17 protein-coding genes are annotated in these 20,400 nt (G+C 44.3%); 16 read left to right on the top strand and 1 reads right to left on the bottom strand.

Features of this window, described 5'->3' with window-relative positions; genetic code table 11:
• Positions 1 to 42: 42 nt before the first annotated feature.
• Complete coding sequence (locus BXO88_RS07680; protein WP_078037161.1) at positions 43 to 1,974, top strand: heavy metal translocating P-type ATPase; 1,932 nt, start codon at positions 43 to 45, stop codon at positions 1,972 to 1,974.
• A gap of 211 nt (positions 1,975 to 2,185) precedes the next feature.
• On the opposite strand, the gene BXO88_RS07675 is transcribed toward BXO88_RS07680, so the two are convergent.
• Positions 2,186 to 2,617 carry a metal-dependent transcriptional regulator gene (locus BXO88_RS07675; RefSeq protein WP_078037160.1) on the bottom strand — a complete coding sequence of 144 codons (432 nt, stop codon included), beginning with the start codon at positions 2,615 to 2,617 and terminating at the stop codon, positions 2,186 to 2,188.
• Between the two features lie 306 nt (positions 2,618 to 2,923).
• On the opposite strand from BXO88_RS07675, the gene BXO88_RS07670 reads away from it, so the two are divergent.
• The 15 genes from BXO88_RS07670 (at position 2,924) to BXO88_RS07600 (ending at position 20,348) form a co-directional block, all read left to right on the top strand.
• Positions 2,924 to 3,142: a FeoA family protein gene (locus BXO88_RS07670; RefSeq protein ID WP_078037159.1), complete on the top strand. Its 219-nt coding sequence runs from the start codon at positions 2,924 to 2,926 to the stop codon at positions 3,140 to 3,142.
• Between the two features lie 165 nt (positions 3,143 to 3,307).
• Complete coding sequence (locus BXO88_RS07665) at positions 3,308 to 3,529, top strand: FeoA family protein (protein ID WP_078037158.1); 222 nt, start codon at positions 3,308 to 3,310, stop codon at positions 3,527 to 3,529.
• Positions 3,530 to 3,556: 27 nt separating this feature from the next.
• Positions 3,557 to 5,722: a ferrous iron transport protein B gene (gene feoB, locus BXO88_RS07660; RefSeq protein WP_078037157.1), complete on the top strand. Its 2,166-nt coding sequence runs from the start codon at positions 3,557 to 3,559 to the stop codon at positions 5,720 to 5,722.
• Positions 5,723 to 5,865: 143 nt separating this feature from the next.
• Complete coding sequence (locus BXO88_RS07655; protein WP_330395105.1) at positions 5,866 to 6,264, top strand: heavy-metal-associated domain-containing protein; 399 nt, start codon at positions 5,866 to 5,868, stop codon at positions 6,262 to 6,264.
• Positions 6,265 to 6,403: 139 nt separating this feature from the next.
• The gene (locus tag BXO88_RS07650) at positions 6,404 to 6,649 is read left to right on the top strand and encodes a FeoB-associated Cys-rich membrane protein (protein WP_078037156.1); all 246 of its coding nucleotides are present in this window, start codon (positions 6,404 to 6,406) and stop codon (positions 6,647 to 6,649) included.
• A 615-nt stretch (positions 6,650 to 7,264) separates the two neighbouring features.
• Entirely contained in the window at positions 7,265 to 8,347 is a 1,083-nt protein-coding gene (locus BXO88_RS07645; RefSeq protein WP_078037155.1) for an ABC transporter ATP-binding protein, read from the top strand.
• The gene (locus BXO88_RS07640) at positions 8,337 to 9,167 is read left to right on the top strand and encodes an ABC transporter permease (RefSeq protein ID WP_242945178.1); all 831 of its coding nucleotides are present in this window, start codon (positions 8,337 to 8,339) and stop codon (positions 9,165 to 9,167) included. The genes BXO88_RS07645 and BXO88_RS07640 overlap by 11 nt, the downstream gene beginning before the upstream one ends.
• Positions 9,167 to 9,961 (top strand): ABC transporter permease, encoded by a 795-nt coding sequence (locus tag BXO88_RS07635; RefSeq protein ID WP_078037153.1) that lies wholly within the window; start codon positions 9,167 to 9,169, stop codon positions 9,959 to 9,961. The genes BXO88_RS07640 and BXO88_RS07635 overlap by 1 nt, the downstream gene beginning before the upstream one ends.
• On the top strand, positions 9,961 to 11,115 hold the full coding sequence (locus tag BXO88_RS07630) for an ABC transporter substrate-binding protein (protein WP_078037152.1): 1,155 nt from the start codon (positions 9,961 to 9,963) through the stop codon (positions 11,113 to 11,115). The genes BXO88_RS07635 and BXO88_RS07630 overlap by 1 nt, the downstream gene beginning before the upstream one ends.
• Positions 11,116 to 11,392: 277 nt before the next feature.
• Positions 11,393 to 12,469: a lactonase family protein gene (locus BXO88_RS07625; protein ID WP_078037151.1), complete on the top strand. Its 1,077-nt coding sequence runs from the start codon at positions 11,393 to 11,395 to the stop codon at positions 12,467 to 12,469.
• A gap of 97 nt (positions 12,470 to 12,566) precedes the next feature.
• Entirely contained in the window at positions 12,567 to 13,781 is a 1,215-nt protein-coding gene (aroC, locus tag BXO88_RS07620; protein ID WP_078037150.1) for a chorismate synthase, read from the top strand.
• Positions 13,782 to 13,914: 133 nt separating this feature from the next.
• Complete coding sequence (proS, locus tag BXO88_RS07615; RefSeq protein WP_044993845.1) at positions 13,915 to 15,351, top strand: proline--tRNA ligase; 1,437 nt, start codon at positions 13,915 to 13,917, stop codon at positions 15,349 to 15,351.
• A 204-nt stretch (positions 15,352 to 15,555) separates the two neighbouring features.
• Positions 15,556 to 17,172 carry an SH3 domain-containing protein gene (locus BXO88_RS07610; RefSeq protein WP_078037149.1) on the top strand — a complete coding sequence of 539 codons (1,617 nt, stop codon included), beginning with the start codon at positions 15,556 to 15,558 and terminating at the stop codon, positions 17,170 to 17,172.
• A gap of 77 nt (positions 17,173 to 17,249) precedes the next feature.
• Complete coding sequence (locus tag BXO88_RS07605; protein WP_078037148.1) at positions 17,250 to 18,593, top strand: CCA tRNA nucleotidyltransferase; 1,344 nt, start codon at positions 17,250 to 17,252, stop codon at positions 18,591 to 18,593.
• A 72-nt stretch (positions 18,594 to 18,665) separates the two neighbouring features.
• Positions 18,666 to 20,348 (top strand): phospho-sugar mutase, encoded by a 1,683-nt coding sequence (locus tag BXO88_RS07600; RefSeq protein ID WP_078037147.1) that lies wholly within the window; start codon positions 18,666 to 18,668, stop codon positions 20,346 to 20,348.
• Positions 20,349 to 20,400: the final 52 nt, after the last annotated feature.

Raw genomic sequence — 20,400 nt, 5'->3', positions numbered from 1 at the left:
TGAAGGATGAGGAGGATCGGCATTATCTGAAAAGAGGAAATAATGGACAAAAAACTGAAGAAGGAATTACTTAAGATACTTGCGGGCGTAGTTATATTTTTTGTCCTGCTTGCAGCAGAAAAGACCGGCGTTTGTCCTGCATTGTTCGGTAACAGACTGCTCAGCTTTCTGGTATATCTCATACCGTATTTTATCAGCGGATATCCGGTGGTTAAGAAGGCGATACTGGGAATCAGGAACAGACAGCCTATGGACGAGTCCCTGCTTATGACCATCGCAACAGTGGGAGCGTTTGTAACAGGAGAGAGCTCCGAGGCTGTTGCTGTCATGGTATTCTATCAGGTGGGAGAGTGGTTCCAGAAGTATGCTGTGGGACAGTCCCGGAAAAACATTGCCAGCCTCATGGATATAGTGCCTGAGGAGGCAAATGTTGAAAGAGAAGACGGAACTGTGGAAACAGTGGATCCTGATGATGTGGAGATAGGAGATGTACTGGTCATAAAGGCTGGAGACAGGATACCTGTAGATGGTGAAGTTCTGTCAGGAGAATCTCTTATTAACACTGCGGCTCTTACAGGAGAATCTGTACCGCGCAGTGTCAGAACAGGGGATATGGTCATATCCGGCTGTATAAACGGTGAAGGACTACTGAGAGTGAAGGCATTAAAGGTCTTTGAGGATTCCACGGTCTCCAAGATACTTGAGCTTGTTGAAAATGCTTCTGAAAAGAAGTCAAAGACCGAGAATTTCATTACCAGATTTGCGAGAGTGTATACACCTATAGTTGTATATGCGGCTATAGCTCTTGCTGTGATTCCGTCCATCATTACCGGAGATCCTGCAACGTGGTTTTACAGGGCGTGTACATTTCTGGTTGTTTCCTGCCCTTGCGCACTGGTGATTTCCATACCACTTGCGTTTTTCGGAGGAATCGGCGCCGCAAGCGCAAACGGAGTTCTGATAAAGGGCTCAAATTATCTGGAACTTCTTTCCGGGGTGGATACGATTGTTTCGGATAAAACAGGAACTCTTACAGAGGGAAATTTCAAGGTTTCTGAGATAATATGTGAAGAAGGGATAAGCAGGACTGAGCTCCTTAGACTGGCAGCGCTTTCTGAGGGACTGAGCGGTCATCCCATAGCAAAGTCCATAAGAGAAGAGCTTGCTTCTCAGGTTCCTGATTATGAGATAAATACAAATCTTGTTACAGATACGGAGAATGTTTCCGGACAGGGCATCATATGTAAGGTTTCAGACAGAAAGGTGTTTATCGGAAATGATAAACTGATGGAGGCTAACGGAATCGGTTTTTCAGAGGTTAAGGATCCGTCTGCAACCATATCTTATGTTGCGGCAGAGGAAAACGATGGGGTTAGATATCTGGGTGCGATCCTCATCAAGGATCAGGTTAAGGAAGAGGCGGCAAACGCCATTTCCGATATGAAAAAGGCCGGTGTAAGAAAGGTAGTGATGCTTACCGGAGACAGGAAGACAGTTGGAGAAGCTGTGGGCAGAGATCTGGGAGTTGATCAAGTCTATTCGGAGCTTCTCCCGCAGGACAAGGTTTCCAAGGTGGAGGAGCTGCTGGATGATCTCGGGCAAAGGAATGTAAGGGAAGGTGAAGCGGCACTGGCTTTCATAGGTGACGGAATAAATGATGCTCCTGTGCTTGCAAGAGCAGATGTAGGTATCGCCATGGGCTCCATAGGTTCAGATGCTGCCATCGAGGCTGCTGATGTGGTCATCATGGATGATGATCTGAGAAGAATTCCTACAACCATAGGCATTGCCCGTAAGACCATGATGATAGCAAAGCAAAACATTGCCTTTGCCCTTGTTGTAAAGTCGGTGGTTCTTGTATTGGGTGCGCTTGGTATCGCCAATATGTGGGCTGCGGTTTTCGGAGACGTGGGAGTATCGGTACTCTGTATACTTAACTCCATGAGGCTTCTTGCAGAAAAGAAAACAATATAAAATAAGTTCATATCCGGTGCATGTGGATGCCGGACAGATTCATGGCATTTCGTGAATTCATTTTATGATACGTAAAATAAAAGCGTATTTGACTTCTGAACGGCAAGGACCGTTTTCGATGTCAAATACGCTTTTTTGTATACGTGATGATGTATGAAGGCATATGTTCATATAACAGGAACCTTCAGAATGATATACATTTCCGGGTAAATCAGGGCTTTCGCTGCTCGTATGCACTGATGGCATCAAGCTCGGGTGATACACCGTCATGAGATTTGAGGTAGAAATCCTTGATTCGTGCAAATGTTTCCGGACTGAGGACATGCTCTATGCGGCAGGCATCCTGGCCTGCTGTATATGCACTTACACCGAGATCGATGAGTACGTTGGTTATAACGATATGCTTCTCGTAAGTTCCCTTGGCGATTTTCATGCCGTCTTCTGTCAGAGTAATGTAGCCGTTAGAGTCAACGGTTATCATCCCCTCCTCCCTGAGACGCTTCATGGCCACGGATACGGAAGGCTTTGAAAATCCCAGCATGTTGGCTATATCAATGGAGCGGACAACCTGATGGTCCATGGAAAGCATGAGTATGCTTTCAAGATAGTTTTCGGAAGACTCATGGGTCTCATAAGCTTTCATAAAATGTCACCTTTCTTTATGTAAAGAATAAAATATTAACAAAATTTATATCATCCATAGAAATCCTAAAAAGATACTACAGATTGTTAGCAAGTATAGCATAAAACCACCATAAATAGTATGTTTTCAAAATATCGATGAAATACTGTGGAAAAGTATAAAAAATTAATAAAAATATTGTTTAGTTGTAACTAACTTTTGTTAGATCAAAGTCTTGACTTTAAAGTTAGTTGATGCTAATTTAAACGAGTATTACGAGAAGAGGGGTTTTGAAACCCCATGCTTACGTATATCCGGAGGAAAGTTATGTTACCATTATCCATGGCTGGTGCTGGTGGTAAACACATGATCAGCAGAGTTACAGGTAAAGAGGACATGAGACAGCATCTTGCGGATCTCGGATTTGTTCCGGGAGAGCAGGTTGAGATAATTTCTGATACAGGTGAAGGTAATGTCATCGTTTGCATCAAGGATACCAGACTCGGTATCACGAGCCAGATGGCATCAAAGATCATGGTCGACTGATCAGAATAAGATATATCACTGTATTGTGCCGTAAGGTTATTTGACGTTCATAGCATGACAGTAATGTGGCAGATGTCAGATAACTTTTTTTATGCCGCACAGGTTAGCTTTCACTAATTTTGGTTAGCATTAACTGACTTTTAAAATAAAAAGGGGGATGAATTTATGAAGACACTAAGAGATATTCCTGTTGGGCAGTCCTCAACTGTTCTCAAGATCCATGGAGAAGGCGCACTTAAGAGAAGGATCATGGATATGGGAATCACTAAAGGTACAGACGTTTTTGTACGTAAGGTAGCTCCTCTCGGCGATCCAATAGAGATAACCGTAAGAGGTTACGAGCTTTCTATACGTAAAGATGATGCAGACATCCTTGAGATGGCTTGATGTTACTAAAGAAGGAGAGGCAAAAGTATGGAAATTAAAGTTGCATTAGCCGGTAACCCTAACTGTGGTAAAACAACTCTGTTCAATGCCCTTACAGGCAGCAACCAGTATGTAGGTAACTGGCCCGGTGTTACTGTTGAAAAGAAGGAAGGACGTTTAAAAGGAAATCGTGAAGTTGTCATTCAGGATCTTCCCGGTATTTATTCCCTTTCTCCATATACACTTGAAGAGGTGGTGTCACGTAACTATCTTGTCAATGATAAGCCGGATGTGATCCTCAATATAGTTGACGGAACAAATATCGAGAGAAACCTTTATCTCACCACTCAGCTTGTTGAGATCGGACTTCCTATGGTCATAGCCGTAAATATGATGGATGTTGTCCGTAAGAACGGTGATAAGGTTGACATCGAGAAGCTTGGAAAAGAACTTGGATGTAAGATCGTTGAGATCTCAGCTTTAAGAGGCGAGGGTATCGACAAGATCTCAGAGCTTTGCATAGAAGTTGCAAAGGCCGGAAAAAAGAATGAGCTTCCTGCTGTGTTTGACGGTTCTGTAGAACATGCCATCGCTCATATCGAGGAGCATCTTGAGGAGAGCGTTGATAAGACAAATCTTCGCTGGTATGCGGTAAAGGTATTTGAACGTGATTCCGTAGCCCTTGAGCAGCTGAAGCTTGATAAAAATACGCTTTCTGATATCGAAGCACACATTGCTGACTGTGAGAATGAGCTTGATGATGATGCAGAGTCCATCATCACAAATCAGAGATACGACTACATCAAGAAGCTTGTGGACAAGGCTGTAGTGAAGAATAGAAAATCCGGTGAGCTTTCGGTTTCAGATAAGATCGACCAGATCGTAACCAACCGTGTCCTTGCACTTCCTATTTTTGCGATAGTTATGTTCCTTGTTTACTATGTTTCAGTAACAACGCTTGGAACTATCGTAACTGACTGGACAAATGATGTACTGGTTGGAGAATGGATACAGCCTTTCTTCGCAGATCTTCTTACAAATGCCGGCGCATCTGACTGGGTCATCTCCCTTGTTGTAGATGGTATCATCGGTGGTCTCGGCGCACCTCTCGGATTTGCGCCTCAGATGGCTATAGTATTCCTTTTCCTTACCATACTTGAGGATTGCGGATACATGGCGAGAGTTGCGTTTATCATGGACAGACTTTTCAGAAGATTCGGTCTTTCAGGCAAGTCATTTATTCCTTTCCTTATTTCTTCGGGCTGCGGTGTTCCGGGAATCATGGCTACCCGTACCATAGAGGAAGAGAAGGATCGTCGTATGACTATGATCACAACCACATCCATTCCATGTGGTGCGAAGCTTCCTGTAATCGCGGTGATCGCAGGCTACCTTATGGGTGGTGCATGGTGGTTCGCCCCGGCTATATATTTTGGTGGTATCGCCATGGTCATCATCATGTGCATCATCATGAAGAAGACACGTATGTTTGCAGGTGATCCTGCACCATTTGTAATGGAACTTCCTGCATATCATATTCCATCCGTAAAGAATGTTCTTCTCCATGTCTGGGAAAGAGTATGGGCATTCCTTAAGAAGGCCGGAACGATACTTTTCCTCTGCTGTGCAGTAATGTGGTTCCTTGGAGCATTTGGTGTTGTTGAGGGAACATTTACACTTGTAGAGAATGTTGAGGATTCTTTCCTTGCTTCAATCGGTAATGTTTTTGCATGGATGTTTGCTCCTATCGGATTCGGAAGCTGGCAGGCAGTTGCAGCATCACTTTCAGGTTTCGTTGCAAAGGAAGGACTTGTTACTACACTTTCAGTTGTGTCAAGCCTCGGCGAAGAGCTTGAAGAGTACGATGAGGCTATGAATGTTGCTTTCAGAGCGTTCTTCCCTACAAGTATGGCTGCAGTGTCATTCCTTGTGTTCAATATTTTCGATTCACCTTGCCTTGCTGCTATCTCAGCTATGGCAAAGGAGCTTAACAGCAAGAAGTGGTTCTGGTTCGCTATAGCATTCCAGAATATCAATGCTTACTGTATCAGCCTTATGATTTACCAGCTTATCGGTCTTTTGGTAGGACAGGTACAGTTCAGCATGTTTACCATCATTGCGTTTGCTGTTCTTGTCGGATATCTCTACCTTCTCTTCAGACCGGAGAGAAGTACCAAAAGAGAGGTAACACCGGTTAAGCTTGCAAATGCCTGATAAGACAGGTTGGTTTTAAAATAAAGAATTTACGGGCCGGAGAATACTCTGACCCGTTTTTCTTTATAGAAGCGTTTCAATTAAAAGCAGAATCCATCGAATGGGTTCAAGATCATAGTTATTCAGAATAGAGGAAAGGGAATATGATTCATTTTTCGGTCCCTGTTAACAGAGCGGATATTATCATACTGTCGATCCTGGGCATAATGTTTATTTTGGGCCTAAGGGTGGTACGGAGCTTTTTTAAAAAGCCTGTAGCACCGAAGATGGTTTCGGATTCGGGAGACATTACATTTCATAAAGGGGATAAACTTCATATAGTGATTGACGGAATGATGTGCGGTATGTGCGAAAGTCATATAAAGGACGCAATACGTAAGGCTGTTCCTGAGGCGAAGGATGTGACTGCATCCCACGAGTCGGGTGAGGCGGGATTTACCATGGCTGAAGAAGAGAACAGGGAGGTTCTTATAGGTAAGTTGCACGCTGCCATAGACCCTTTGGGATACAGGATAATCGGAGATATAGGGGTGAAACACTGATAAGGACATATCAGTGATATAAAGGCAGAAATATTATTTCATCAGGCAGATACAGGAAAGAATCAGAAAAAGAGCTTATACCCAAGGATTGAATCTATGGTATAGTTTAAAAAACAGGAGTCAGGAAAGAGAGGGATCTATGGCGGATTTTATAGTTATCGGTATTTTGATGTTGATCACTGCACTTATTGTGCGTAACCTTTATATAAATTATAAAAAGTACGGTTCCTGTGCGACCTGCACGGAAGCAAGACTGGGTCATTGCGACCATGTCGGACATAAAGAACTGGATGAGAGAAGAGCGGAGCTTTCGAAGCATAAGCTTAATGAAGTGCAGAAAGCCATACTTGCAAAACATGCACGAAAAAAGGCGTCTCAGGAATAAATTTCACTGTGGTTTAATTCTTAAAGTTTTTTTAAAAAATCCGTTGACGCTGATAGCATTTATTGTTAATATCGCAAAGGAAAAATGCGTGAAACAGAGATGTTTTACAAATGATTTTATTGATTGAGTAGCCGGCGGCATGCAAAGGTTCCCCGGGGGACTGGATACATGAAAAGTGGGCCCTGATAGAAAGGTCAGGAGGACTCAAATTTTATAAGTATTTAGCGGTATCTTATAAGGCTTTGCCGATAATCAGGACATGCCTTGCCTAATATGTTTAAGGGAAGGGTGTTGAGATTAACTGCTGAACGGAGCAAGAAGCTGCTCCACCTTGTGAAACGATCAATAGAGTTGCCTTTGTAAGCACTCTGGAAGAGACGAAGAAACGGAAGTTGAGAAGAGAAAAGAAGAAACATCTGTGGCGAGAGCCGGAGTGATGGATCTTATGGAAGGGTAATCTTCTCTGATATAAAGCTGTTCGTGTAGTCAGCATACTGGATAAAACAGGTCGTTATATAAGGTTGGAGCTTTTGGCTCCAGCCTTATTTTTTTCGCGATAAGGCTATCAAAAGGATATATGGACGCCGCTTAAACATATTTCAGGAGGGAAAAGCTTTGAGCAGAAATCTATTGGAGTTACAGAATATTACCAAGTCCTACGACGGTCAGCTTATTCTTGATGACCTGACACTGGACATACATGAGAACAGTTTCGTTACATTTTTAGGACCATCAGGTTGTGGAAAGACCACAACACTCCGTATCATAGGAGGCTTCGAGAAGCCTGATAAGGGAAGGGTACTGTTTGATGGGAAAGACATTACCAATCTCCCTGCAAACAAGCGTCAGCTCAATACGGTTTTTCAGAAGTACGCCCTGTTCCCCCACATGAGCATCGAGGACAACATCGCCTTCGGACTTCGTATCAAGAATAAAACAGATGCCTATATAAAAGATAAGATCAAGTATGCACTTAAGCTTGTGAACCTGGACGGTTTCGAGAAGCGTTCCATCGATTCTCTTTCAGGCGGACAGCAGCAGCGTATAGCCATCGCGAGAGCCATCGTAAATGAGCCTAGACTCCTCCTTCTCGATGAGCCACTTGGTGCGCTTGATCTTAAGCTCCGACAGGAGATGCAGTATGAGCTTATCAGACTGAAGAATGAGCTTGGAATCACATTTATATATGTAACACATGATCAGGAGGAGGCACTTACCATGTCTGATTATGTTGTGGTAATGAATCAGGGTTACATACAGCAGGCTGGAAGTCCCGAGCAGATCTACAATGAGCCCGAGAATGCCTTCGTTGCAGATTTCATCGGAGATTCCAATATAGTTCCCGGAATTATGGTGGAGGACTACCATGTAAGGATATTCGGTGCTGACTTCAAGTGCGTGGATGCAGGTTTCGGAAACAACAAGCCTGTTGACGTTGTTATACGTCCTGAGGATCTGGAGATAATCGATGATGATGACCCGAGAGCCATCCTTCACGGTGAGATGACCCATATAATCTTCAAGGGCGAGATCTACGAAATGGAATGTACTACACCTGATGGCTTTGAGTGGCTCATTCATTCAACCGAGCTGCATGAGCCGGGCAAGAAGGTAGGACTTTATGTTAAGCCTTCAAACATTCAGGTCATGAACAAGCCGGAATCTGAGGATGAGGAGGCGCTTGGAGTTGAAGAATAATACATCTAGATATCTGGCAACGCCATATATTATTTGGATAGTAGGATTTATAGTTATCCCTCTTTTGACCATCGTTTATTATGGCTTTACTGACAGGAACAATACTTTTACCCTGAACAATATCGCTCAGATCCTTGTCTGGGAGAATTACAGACCTCTGTACAGAGCCATGATTCTTTCAGCGGTGTGTACAGCCATCTGTTTTCTTCTGGCATTTCCGCTGACCATGATACTGAGAAGCCTGAAGGTTGGAAGAAGCTCACTTATCGTGTTTGTGTTTATCCTTCCCATGTGGATGAATTCACTTCTCAGAGTTCTGGCGTGGCAGACACTTCTGGAGCGAAAGGGTGTTATAAACGGTATTCTGACTGCTCTTCATCTGCCTGAGCAGCACCTCATCAATACAACAGCTGCGGTCCTCATAGGAATGGTATATGATTTCCTTCCTTTCATGATACTTCCGCTTTTCAACGCGCTGATGAAGATCGATGACAATACCATCAATGCTGCTTACGATCTGGGAGCCAGCTACTGGCAGACTCTTACAAAGATCATCCTGCCGCTGTCCGTTCCCGGAATCGTATCGGGAGTTACCATGGTATTTGTACCGGCTCTTACAACCTTCGCAATTTCAAATATGCTGGGTGGTGGAAAGATATATCTCATCGGAAATGTCATAGAGCAGGAGTTCATGCAGGATTCAGACTGGAATGAAGGCTCGGGACTCAGTCTCGTACTAATGATATTTGTTATTGTGTCAATGCTTATCGTTAATCATTTCGACGACAAGTCAGATATGAGAAAGGGAGGAGTTATCTGATGGAAAAGTTAAAGAGCGCTCTTTCAAACTGTTATCTTTCTCTGATAGTACTGTTTATGTATGCGCCTATTGCGACCCTTGTTGTTCTTTCCTTTAACAGCGGAAGATCAAGAGCACAGTGGTCAGGATTTACAACAGACTGGTATGTGGCTATGTGGGCGGATGAGACCATCATGGCAGCTCTCAGGAACACTGTGATCATAGCCTTCCTCTCAGCCTTTGTTGCAACTGTTCTCGGAACGCTTGCTGCTATCGCCATAAACAATATGAAACCTGTGTCCAAGAACATAATCATGAGCATAACCAACGTTCCTATGCTCAATGCGGACATAGTAACAGGTATCTCCCTGATGCTCTGCTTTATAGCGTTCAGAATATCACTGGGATTTCATACCATACTGATGGCTCACATCACATTTAATCTTCCTTATGTGATACTGAGCGTCATGCCTAAGGTAAGGCAGGCCAGCAAGGAGACCTATGAAGCTGCACTGGATCTTGGAGCCACACCGTTTCAGGCTTTCCTTACAGTAGTGCTTCCGGAGTTGATGCCGGGAGTGACATCAGGCTTCATGCTTGCATTTACCATGAGCCTTGATGATTTCATCATAACCCACTTCACAAGAGGTGCAGGTATAGATACCATTTCGACTCTTGTGTACAGTCAGGTACGTAAGGGAATCAGCCCAACCATGTATGCATTGTCAACGGTTATTTTCCTTACTGTATTCATCGTGCTGATGATAGGAAATTACGCGCCGGAGTGGGCTAAGAAGAGAAAGAGGACAGTATAATGAGACTTGATAAGGTGATTGGTGCTCTTGATAAAGCGCACAGAAATCGTTTTGTGATAGGGGTAGCTTCATTTGTTACTGTAGCGGGAATATCAGCAGTGGCTGTGGGCTGCGGAACTACCGAGAAAGACATTGAAGAGCTTCCCACACCGGTAGAAGATACACTTTATGTTTATAATGCAGGTGAGTATATAGATCCTGAAATCATAGATATGTTTGAGGAAGAGACCGGTATCAATGTCGTATATGACGTTTTCGAGACTCTTGAGGAAATGTATCCTGTTATAGAGGCGGGAGGCGTAATCTATGATTGCGTATGTCCGTCGGATTATATGATAGAAAAGATGATACACAACAATCTTCTTCAGGAAGTAAATTACGATAACATTCCCAATATAAAGTATATCGGAGATGATTATCTGAAAATGGCTGCCGAGTTTGACCCGGGTAATAAATATGCGGTTCCTTATACATGGGGAACTGTAGGGATTCTTTATAACACCGGAATGCTGGATAAGCTTGGAATTCCCTATCCCACAAAGTGGTCTGATCTCTGGAATCCGGCACTTAAGAATGAGATACTTATGCAGGACTCAGTCAGAGATGCGTTTATGGTAGCCCTCAAGAAGAACGGATACAGCTGCAATACAGAGAATCCGGAGGAGCTGGACGCAGCCATGAAGGATCTCATAGATCAGAAGCCTATAGTTCAGGCGTATGTTATCGATCAGGTAAGGGACAAGATGATCGGTGAGGAGGCTGCAGTTGGAATCATTTATTCCGGAGAGATCCTTTATGTTCAGGATGAGCTGGAGGGAACGGATGTAAATGTCGAGTACGCTATTCCTGAGGAGGGAACAAACCTCTGGATCGATGCATGGGTCATTCCAAAGAATGCAAGGAACAAGGAATATGCCGAGCAGTGGATCAACTTCCTGTGCAGACCTGATGTGGCTGCAAAGAATTTTGAGTACATTACTTATCCTACACCGAATACCGGGGCCCTTGAGCTTCTGGATGAGGAGTACCTCGAGAATAAGGCAGTATTTCCTGATACAAAGGAGCTTCTCAGAACCTCTGAGTTCTATCACTATCTGGGACCTGAGGGAGATGCTCTTTACAACAATCGCTGGAAGACAGTGAAGTCAAGCTAAAACTGATTTATAATCTCGCTTTTGTGCATCGCACAGGCGGGATTTTTTTATTAGAGATTCATAACGTGAGTACCACGAGTCATGTGGGGCGTGTCATTAAGTCTATCCTCCACTTTTGTGCAAGCACAAGTGGAGGATAGACTTATGACACTTATATCTTCAAATTCATACCATCTATTAAATGATAATATTGTAACAATGCATCAATATGTGATAGAATTAAGAATATTTTTATGGAGAAGTGCGCCCAAATTCAGGACGACAGGAGAGGCATAACATGAAAGATAAATACATGGCATATATTGGCTCATATAGTTACACAGGACATGCAAAGGGAATCACTGTATGTGATGTTGATGTTGAGAAGGGCGTTTTGACCAAAAGAACGGAGATAGAGGTAAACAACTCATCCTATCTTGTTGCGTCAAGAGATCAGAAGACCTTATATTCCATCGCTGATGAAGGTATAGTTTCTTTCCGTATCCTTGAGAACGGAGCGCTCAGCAAGCTCAACACAAGAAATATCCGAGGCATGAGAGGCTGTCATCTTGCCATCGATCAGAATGATGAGTACATCATGGTATCAGGCTATCATGATGGAAAGGCAACTCTTCTTAAGCTTGAAAAGGACGGTTCGGTGGGACCTATCATCGATGGAGTATATGACAAGGGTATCGGTTCAGTAGCAGAGAGAACCTTCCGTCCTCATGTTTCATGTGCGAGAATGACTGATGACCAGAAGTATATACTTGTTGCGGATCTCGGTATCGATCAGGTTCGTGTATTCAGATTTGATAAGGCAGATGGTAAGATGCGCCAGATCGATACCATACGCTGTCAGCTTAAGTCAGGTCCCAGACATTTCCGCTTTTCACCGGATCGAAAGTATCTCTATCTCATGTATGAGGTTAAAAATGTCATCGACGTATACCGTTTCGCCGAGGGCAAGGGACCTAATGAGATAAAGATCGAAAAGATACAGGAAATATCCACACACAATGATGATTCGGACAATCCGCTTATCGCAGCTGTACAGATGCGCTTTTCTCCTGATAAGGATGCAAAGCATCTCTTCTGCTCAAATGCAGGAAACGATACAGTAACTATTTTTGATCGTGATGTGGAAACAGGCCTTCTTACCATGAAGGGAAGCCTTCCTATCGCAGGAATATATCCTAAGGATTTCTGCATCTTCCCTGATGAGAAGCATATAGCAGTAGCGAACCATGAGTCAGGTTCCATTACATTTTTCAGTGTTGACTATGACAACGGACTTCTCGTTATGAGTGCAAGAGACGTAGCTATAGATGAGCCTAACTGCATATGCATGGTAAAGCTTCCTCAGGGACGTTGAGAAGAGATATAAAACAGAAGATTTATGTAGATAACGTAAGCTGGTGAGGGGTAATGTTTTTACCCCTCATTCTATGATTAAGATATGAGAGGTGCAGATGGCTGGCAATACATTTGGAAAACTGTTTAGGATAACAACTTTTGGAGAATCCCATGGACCTGCTCTTGGGGTGGTGATAGACGGATGTCCTGCGGGACTTAAGCTTTCGGAGGCCGACATTCAGCCCTATATGGACAGAAGAAAGCCGGGACAGAATCAGAAGACCACAGCGAGAAAGGAAGATGACAAGATAGAGATCCTTTCGGGAGTTTTCGATGGAGTCACAACAGGAACTCCTATCGCCATGATAGTAAGGAACAGCGATCAGCACAGCAAGGATTATTCCGATATAGCCCATGTTTTCCGTCCCGGACATGCGGATTACGGATTTTTTCAGAAATACGGTCTGAGGGATTACCGCGGGGGTGGACGTTCAAGCGGAAGAGAGACATTGGCGCGAGTTGCGGGAGGAGCTGTAGCCGCCAAGATACTTTCCGAGATAGGCATCACGGTGGATGCTGAAGTTACAGAGCTTGCAGGAATAGATGTAACAACTGAGGCAGGACGTGAAGCTGCAGATGCGAAGATACTGGAGCTTAAGAGCGAACAGGACAGTGCCGGAGGAGTGGTCACATGTTTCGTCAACAATATGCCTACAGGTATAGGAGAGCCGGTCTTTGATAAGCTGGATGCCAATCTTGCAAAGGCAGTTATGTCCATAGGAGCTGTAAAGGCAGTTGAGATAGGAGACGGAGCAAAGGTTTCGAAGATGCGCGGTTCAGAGAACAACGACGGCTTTGAGGCAGTTGCCATACAGGTCGCACCGGAAGAGGACGATCAGGAGAATGAGGATATCGAGCATGAGCCTACTCTTCAGGAGATAAACAAATTCAGAACCATGAACGGACTGGATGCTCTGGATGAAGAGGAATATGAAGAGATGCTTGCGAACGGCGAGTTCGACGGTACAGAGGAAGTGTTTCAGGTGACCAGTAATCATGCCGGAGGAATCCTCGGCGGAATGTCAGACGGAGCAGAGATCGTTTTGAGAGCTTACTTTAAGCCGACACCTTCCATAGCTCGTCCTCAAAAGACCGCCAATGAAGAAGGTGACAATGTCACCATTTCCATCAAGGGAAGACATGATCCTACAGTTGTTGAGCGTGCCAATGTCGTAGTTGAGTGTATGGTGGCTATAACCATACTTGATGCTCTTCTTGAGAACATGGGATGCAGGATGGATAACCTGAGGGAAATCTATCCGGAAGACTGAGCTTTTTTTTTAAAAGTCTTGTAAAAGCATATAGCCGTTGTTACAATGAACGGGCAAAATAAACCCGCTTAGGCAAGGCACAAAGGAAGTGCGCTGATGCCGAAGCAAATATATGATAAGAAAGGCTATTGATATGGCAGACAAGAAACTTGTGGAGCAGATTACTCCTATGGAGGAGGACTTTGCTCAGTGGTACACAGATGTTGTTAAAAAAGCAGAGCTTTGTGATTACAGTTCAGTAAAGGGATTCATGGTTATCCGCCCTGCTGGATATGCTCTTTGGGAGAACTACATGAATGTTCTCGACAAGATGTTCAAGGAGACAGGTGTTCAGAATGTAGCTATGCCTATGCTCATTCCTGAGTCACTTCTTCAGAAGGAGAAGGATCACGTTGAAGGTTTTGCACCTGAGGTTGCATGGGTAACCGAAGGCGGTCAGAAGAAGCTTGAGGAGAGAATGTGTGTTCGTCCTACTTCTGAGACTCTTTTCTGTGATTATTTTGCAAAGGTGGTTAAGTCTTACAGAGATCTTCCACAGGTTCTCAATCAGTGGGTATCTGTAGTGCGTTGGGAGAAAACAACCAGACCATTCCTCAGAACCAGAGAGTTCTTATGGCAGGAGGGTCATACTGTTCATGCAACTGCTGAAGAGGCAGAGGAGAGAACAGTACAGATGCTTAACATCTATGCAGACTTCACTGAGCAGTATCTTGCTATTCCTGTTGTTAGAGGTCAGAAGACCGAGAAGGAAAAGTTTGCAGGTGCAGTAGCTACATATACAATCGAGGCCCTCATGCATGACGGTCAGGCGCTTCAGTGCGGTACATCCCACAACTTCGGCTCTGATTTCGCCAAGGCATTTGATGTTCAGTTCCTTGATAAGGACAATCAGCTTAAGCCTGTACATGAGACTTCATGGGGCTATACAACACGTATGATCGGTGCTCTCATCATGGTACACGGAGATGATTCGGGTCTTAAGATCCCTCCTCGTATCGCTCCTGTTCAGATCTGTGTTCTTCCTATTCAGCAGAAGAAGGAGGGCGTTCTTGATAAGGCTTATGCATTGAAGGACCAGCTTATCAAGGCAGGCTTCAGAGTAAAGGTGGATGACAGTGACAAGTCACCTGGATTCAAGTTCGCTGATTGCGAGGTAAGAGGTATTCCACTCCGTATCGAGATCGGACCTAAGGACATCGAGGCAGGTCATGCTGTTCTCGTACGCCGCGATACACGTGAGAAGATTCAGGTTCCTTTCGAGAATCTTAACGAAGAGGTTGCAAGAGTTCTTGATCAGATTCAGAATGATATGTTCGAGAAGGCTAAGCAGTTCCTTGAGGAGCATACTTCATCAGCAACCAACATGGATGAGCTGGTAGAGATAGTTAATACAAAGAAGGGCTTTGTAAAGGCTATGTGGTGCGGATGTCGTGAGTGCGAGGATAAACTTAAGGACATGTCCGGTATCACATCAAGATGTATCCCATTTGAGCAGGAGCAGGTAAGCGACAAGTGCGTTGTCTGCGGAAAGCCTGCAACAAAGATGGTTTACTGGGGAAGAGCATATTGATTTATATAAAAACGGGTTCTCGATTAGAGAACTCGTTTTTTTCGCCATAAGATACTGCAGGGTGAAAGTCATGTCAGATTGGACGGATGTCGAGGATCATATCCTTCGGGCAGGCAGAGAATCTGCCCGATCAGTTTTTTTCTGCTATAATCGATGTGATTCAATTCAGTGGAATCAGAGCAACAGATATGAAAGGTTTGGATTATGAGTTTTGATGAAGGAAGAATTTTACTTTTCCAGAGGGATAAGGTGGAGTTCGATGCCTTGATGAACGAGGAAAAAAGTCTAAAGGAGGCAGGCATCCGTCTTTTGGAAAGCTTACATCAGGAGAAGCTTGCAGAACTTAGACAAAGACTTGAAGAAGAATCGGCAGGTATATACAGCAAGGCTCTGCACAATGCTTTTAATGTTTATATCGCTACCAGATATGCGGATACCGGGGAAGTCTATGGAGATATACTTTTCAGAAAAGAAGTCAGGATACCGGATGTAGAGCTTCGTTCATATACATTGGATAGGAATATGAAGGAAATGCACCTTCTGATAGGTTGTGGAAGTGAAGGTGGATATCCAGGGTTTTCTGTGGATAAGGATATAAGCATTGATCTAAGCAAGAGAGCTTTTCAGGCAGGTGAAGTGAAAATTTACTTTCACTACATAGATGAACGGAGAATGATAGTTGAAGTTTTCGGTGGAGAAGAGTACCTTTTTTCGGAGGAAGTAAGGCTTTGTGCAGGAACATCAGATGAAAGATCCGATGAGAATGAAGCTGTGTACAATGATATAGAAGATGTGGATATCAGTGCTTCAGGAGTTTCCGGCATGACAAGTAGAAACGAGTACTTACCTGTTGCAGCCCTTAAAAAGGATGGAACACTGGATATATCCAGACTTGTGGATCAGAAGCTGTATCTTCTTGCTGTAAATTTCATCAAGAAAAGAAAATACAAAAGTGCCGAGGACTGCCTCAGGGATCTGTCTGAGAAGGGGGATCAAAAGGCAAAGGAGCTTCTTCAGTATCTATATGACGAGGTCTTCACTGATGACCTTCAGGCTTTGATCGAGCTTGCAGACAGCTGTATCGAGAAAAACGATCCTGAATCTATCGCTCAGGCGCAGGAGATCGCCGGTACACTTGGTGAAAAGGGTCATCCGATATCGGATTTCATCCTTGGAGAGTGTCATATAAGTAAGAATAGTGATATATATGATACTAAGCAAGCTCTCAGCTGTTTCAGAAGGTTCATCTCCGATCCTGCTGTCGAAGAGACAGATGAAAGATATATAATTGCCGCACATTACAGTGCACTTATCATTTTTAATGATAAGGATGCGGACTTACCGATGCTGGAGGAGGCACTTCATTATGCGGCTATAGTAAGTGAAAAAAATCCGGCTGACGCAAATATCTCAGGACTTATTGATAAAATAAGTGAACGTATCGATCTCCTTAAGGGCAAGAAGAAAAGGAAAAAGGTAAAAATTCTGGCTGCAGCTGCCGCGGTTATAGCGGCAGTAATATTTCTTTTGATACGTATAGGCGGCTCCGGAAGCGGTATTTCATGTATCCTTCCGATAAAGGGTATAACTTCGGAGAGCGGTAAGCAGGGAAAAAGCTATATAGTAACTGTTGATGCAGCCAACATCCGATCAGGTCCGGGAAAGGATCATGAGGTTGTATCGAGCAGAGAGAACGGGGAGACATTGGCAGGAACCGGCAAGGAAGAAAACACTTCGGATGGAACATGGTATGAGGTCTATATAAATGATGACAGATCTAAAACCGGATGGGTCAGCAGTCAGGTGGTTTCAGAGGGATGAATGAGCGAGAAAGAAGTTGTGCTGCAGCTTTTATGTAAAAAAGGATGGAATTTAATTCCGAGATTAGAGGATTTTGAATGAATAAAATATCATTACCGGAAAATGTGAGATATATAATCGGGCATCTTGAAGAGGCGGGCTATGAGGCATATGCTGTCGGCGGATGCGTGAGAGACAGCCTTCTCGGGAGACTGCCGGAGGACTGGGATATCACCACAAGTGCGAAGCCTGATGAAGTGAAGAAGGTTTTCAGAAGGACCATAGATACCGGAATACAGCATGGAACAGTGACTGTACTTATGCCTGCCCACAGGCTTACTGACGATGATGAGTCTGATTCAGGAGAAAACGCTTCCTCAGGAGTTGGCGATAATCAGAGTACCAATAAGACCGGAGGCGGGTTTGTGGGGTATGAGGTCACCACTTATCGTATCGATGGAGAATATCTGGACGGAAGACATCCGAGTGAAGTCATTTTCACACCTTCTCTTCATGAGGATCTGGCCCGCAGAGACTTCACCATAAACGCTATGGCAGTCAATGACAAGACCGGAGTTGTGGATGATTTTGATGGGCTTACTGATATGGAGGCAAGAATCATAAGAGCTGTGGGTGATCCTATACAGAGATTTACGGAGGATGCCCTCAGAATGCTGAGAGCCCTCAGATTTTCGGCACAGCTTGATTTTGAGATAGATCCTCATACCTATGATGCCATAAAGGAGCTGGCTCCGAATCTCATGCATGTTTCCAAGGAGAGGATCAATGTGGAGCTTACGAAGCTCCTGATGTCAGATCATCCTGAGTATATAGCGCTGGTGTCTGACAGCGGACTTTCATCATATATTTCAGAGCATTTTGATGATGCCTTCGATGTTTCCAATGAACAGGGGGCGCCTTACCCGGACATCAGACAGTGGATACCTTCGGACATTCCAAAGGAAAGATATATAAGATGGGGGACATTTTTGAGAGCTGTTCCCGAAGAGGCCAAGCTCATATTGAAAGAGCTCAAGATGGATAACGATACTATAAACAAGGCACGTATCATAGCAGGACTTTTCAATGAAGAGCTGCCGGAAAGTATATATGAGGTAAGAAAAACTCTTTCTGTAATAGGTTATGATACATATTATGCCTTTCTGGCAGCAGATGAATGTCTTTCCCTCCAGTATAGCGGTGAAGAGTCTGCGAGACGTCTCGAAAGGATAAGGGCAACAAGAAGGCATGTGGATGCCATCCGTGATGCGGGAGACTGCATTAGCCTCAGCGAGCTTCAGGTCACCGGAAAGGATCTGATGGATATAGGTATACCGAAGGGACCGGAGATAGGCATGGTACTTCACAGGCTGCTGGATGAGGTGCTTAAGGTGCCGTCCAGAAATAAAAAGGAGGTACTTCTTTCTCTGGCAAAGTCTTGAAGGCATAACTTAAAATTGATATATTTATAGTTAGTTTTATTGGTTCAAATAAAAATGAGAGGGGTACTATAAATGTATAAAGAAGATTACGAGCGTTGGCTGGCAGCTGACCTTCAGGATGTTGATCTGAAAACCGAGCTTCAGGGCATAAAGGGAGATGAAGAGGCTATTAAGGACCGTTTTGCAGTGGCTCTTAAATTCGGAACCGCCGGTCTTCGCGGAACACTTGGAGCAGGAACAAACCGTATGAATATCTGGGTAGTTCGTCAGGCCACACAGGGAGTTGCAGACTGGGTAAAGACACAGGGTGGCACACAGACTGTAGCCATCAGCTATGATTCCCGTCTTAAGGGATGGAATTTTGCACGTGAGGCAGCAGGTGTTCTTGCTGCCAACGGCATCAATGTACGCATCTATGATGAGCTCATGCCGGTTCCTGCACTTTCTTTTGCAACACGCTACTATAACTGCAACGCAGGTATCATGGTAACAGCTTCTCACAATCCTGCAAAGTACAACGGTTACAAGGCTTACGGTCCGGACGGATGTCAGATGACCGATGACGCAGCGGCTGTTGTTTACAACCAGATCCAGAAGACGGATGTTCTTACAGGTGCAAAGTACATTAGCTTTGCCGAGGGTGTTGAGAGAGGACTTATCAAGTTCGTAGGAGAGGACTGTAAGCAGGGACTTTATGATGCTATCGAGTCACGTCAGGTTCGTCCCGGTGCAGCAAAGGGTTCTGGACTCAAGCTTGTTTATACACCTCTCAATGGTACAGGACTTGTTCCTGTTACAAAGGTCCTCAACGATATCGGAATAGATGATATCACCATCGTGCCAGAGCAGGAGTATCCGAACGGGTACTTCACAACCTGTTCTTATCCTAATCCTGAGATCTTCGCAGCTATGGAAAAGGGACTTGAGCTTGCCAAGAAGACAGACGCGGATCTTCTTCTTGCTACAGATCCTGATGCCGATCGTGTAGGCATCGCTATGAAGTGTCCTGACGGAACATATGAGCTTGTTACAGGTAACGAGATGGGAGTTCTCCTTCTTGATTATATCTGTGCGGGACGCAAGGAAAAGGGAACTATGCCTGAGAAGCCGGTAGCTGTAAAGTCTATCGTTTCCACACCTCTTGCCAATGCTGTTGCTGAGCACTATGGAGTAGAGCTCAGAGAAGTTCTCACCGGCTTTAAGTGGATCGGTGATCAGATCGCACAGCTTGAGGCAGCAGGCGAAGTCGAGCGTTTTATTTTCGGATTCGAGGAGTCTTACGGATATCTTTCAGGTTCATATGTAAGAGATAAGGATGCAGTCGTAGGTTCCATGCTTATCTGCGAGATGGCAGCATACTATCGCTCCATCGGTTCATCCATCAAGCAGAGACTTGAGGAGATCTATAAGGAGTATGGACGTTACCTTAACAAGGTTGATTCTTTCGAGTTCCCGGGTCTCAGCGGTATGGATAAGATGGCTTCCATCATGGAAGGTCTTCGTAAGGAAGCGCCTTCAGAGTTCGCAGGCAAGAAAGTAGTCAAGGTGTCAGATTATGAGAAGCCTGAAGAGACAGGTCTTCCAAAGGCCAATGTTCTCATTTATACACTTGATGATGGTTCATCTGTGGTTGTAAGACCTTCAGGTACAGAGCCTAAGATCAAAACTTATTTCACAACTCTCGGCAAGGATCTTTCTGAGGCTGAGGCAGAGAAGGAGAAGCTCGCAGCAGCCATCGCTCCTATTCTTGAGTGATGAAAACGGCTTCAAAGCTTAAATTACTTTGATTGAAGCATAAAACAAATGA

The organism is Oribacterium sp. C9, from assembly GCF_002007235.1.
Classification (GTDB): Bacteria; Bacillota; Clostridia; order Lachnospirales; family Lachnospiraceae; genus Oribacterium.
The sequence above is the reverse complement of the archived record's forward strand: the minus strand, read 5'-3'. Positions and strand labels throughout refer to the sequence as shown.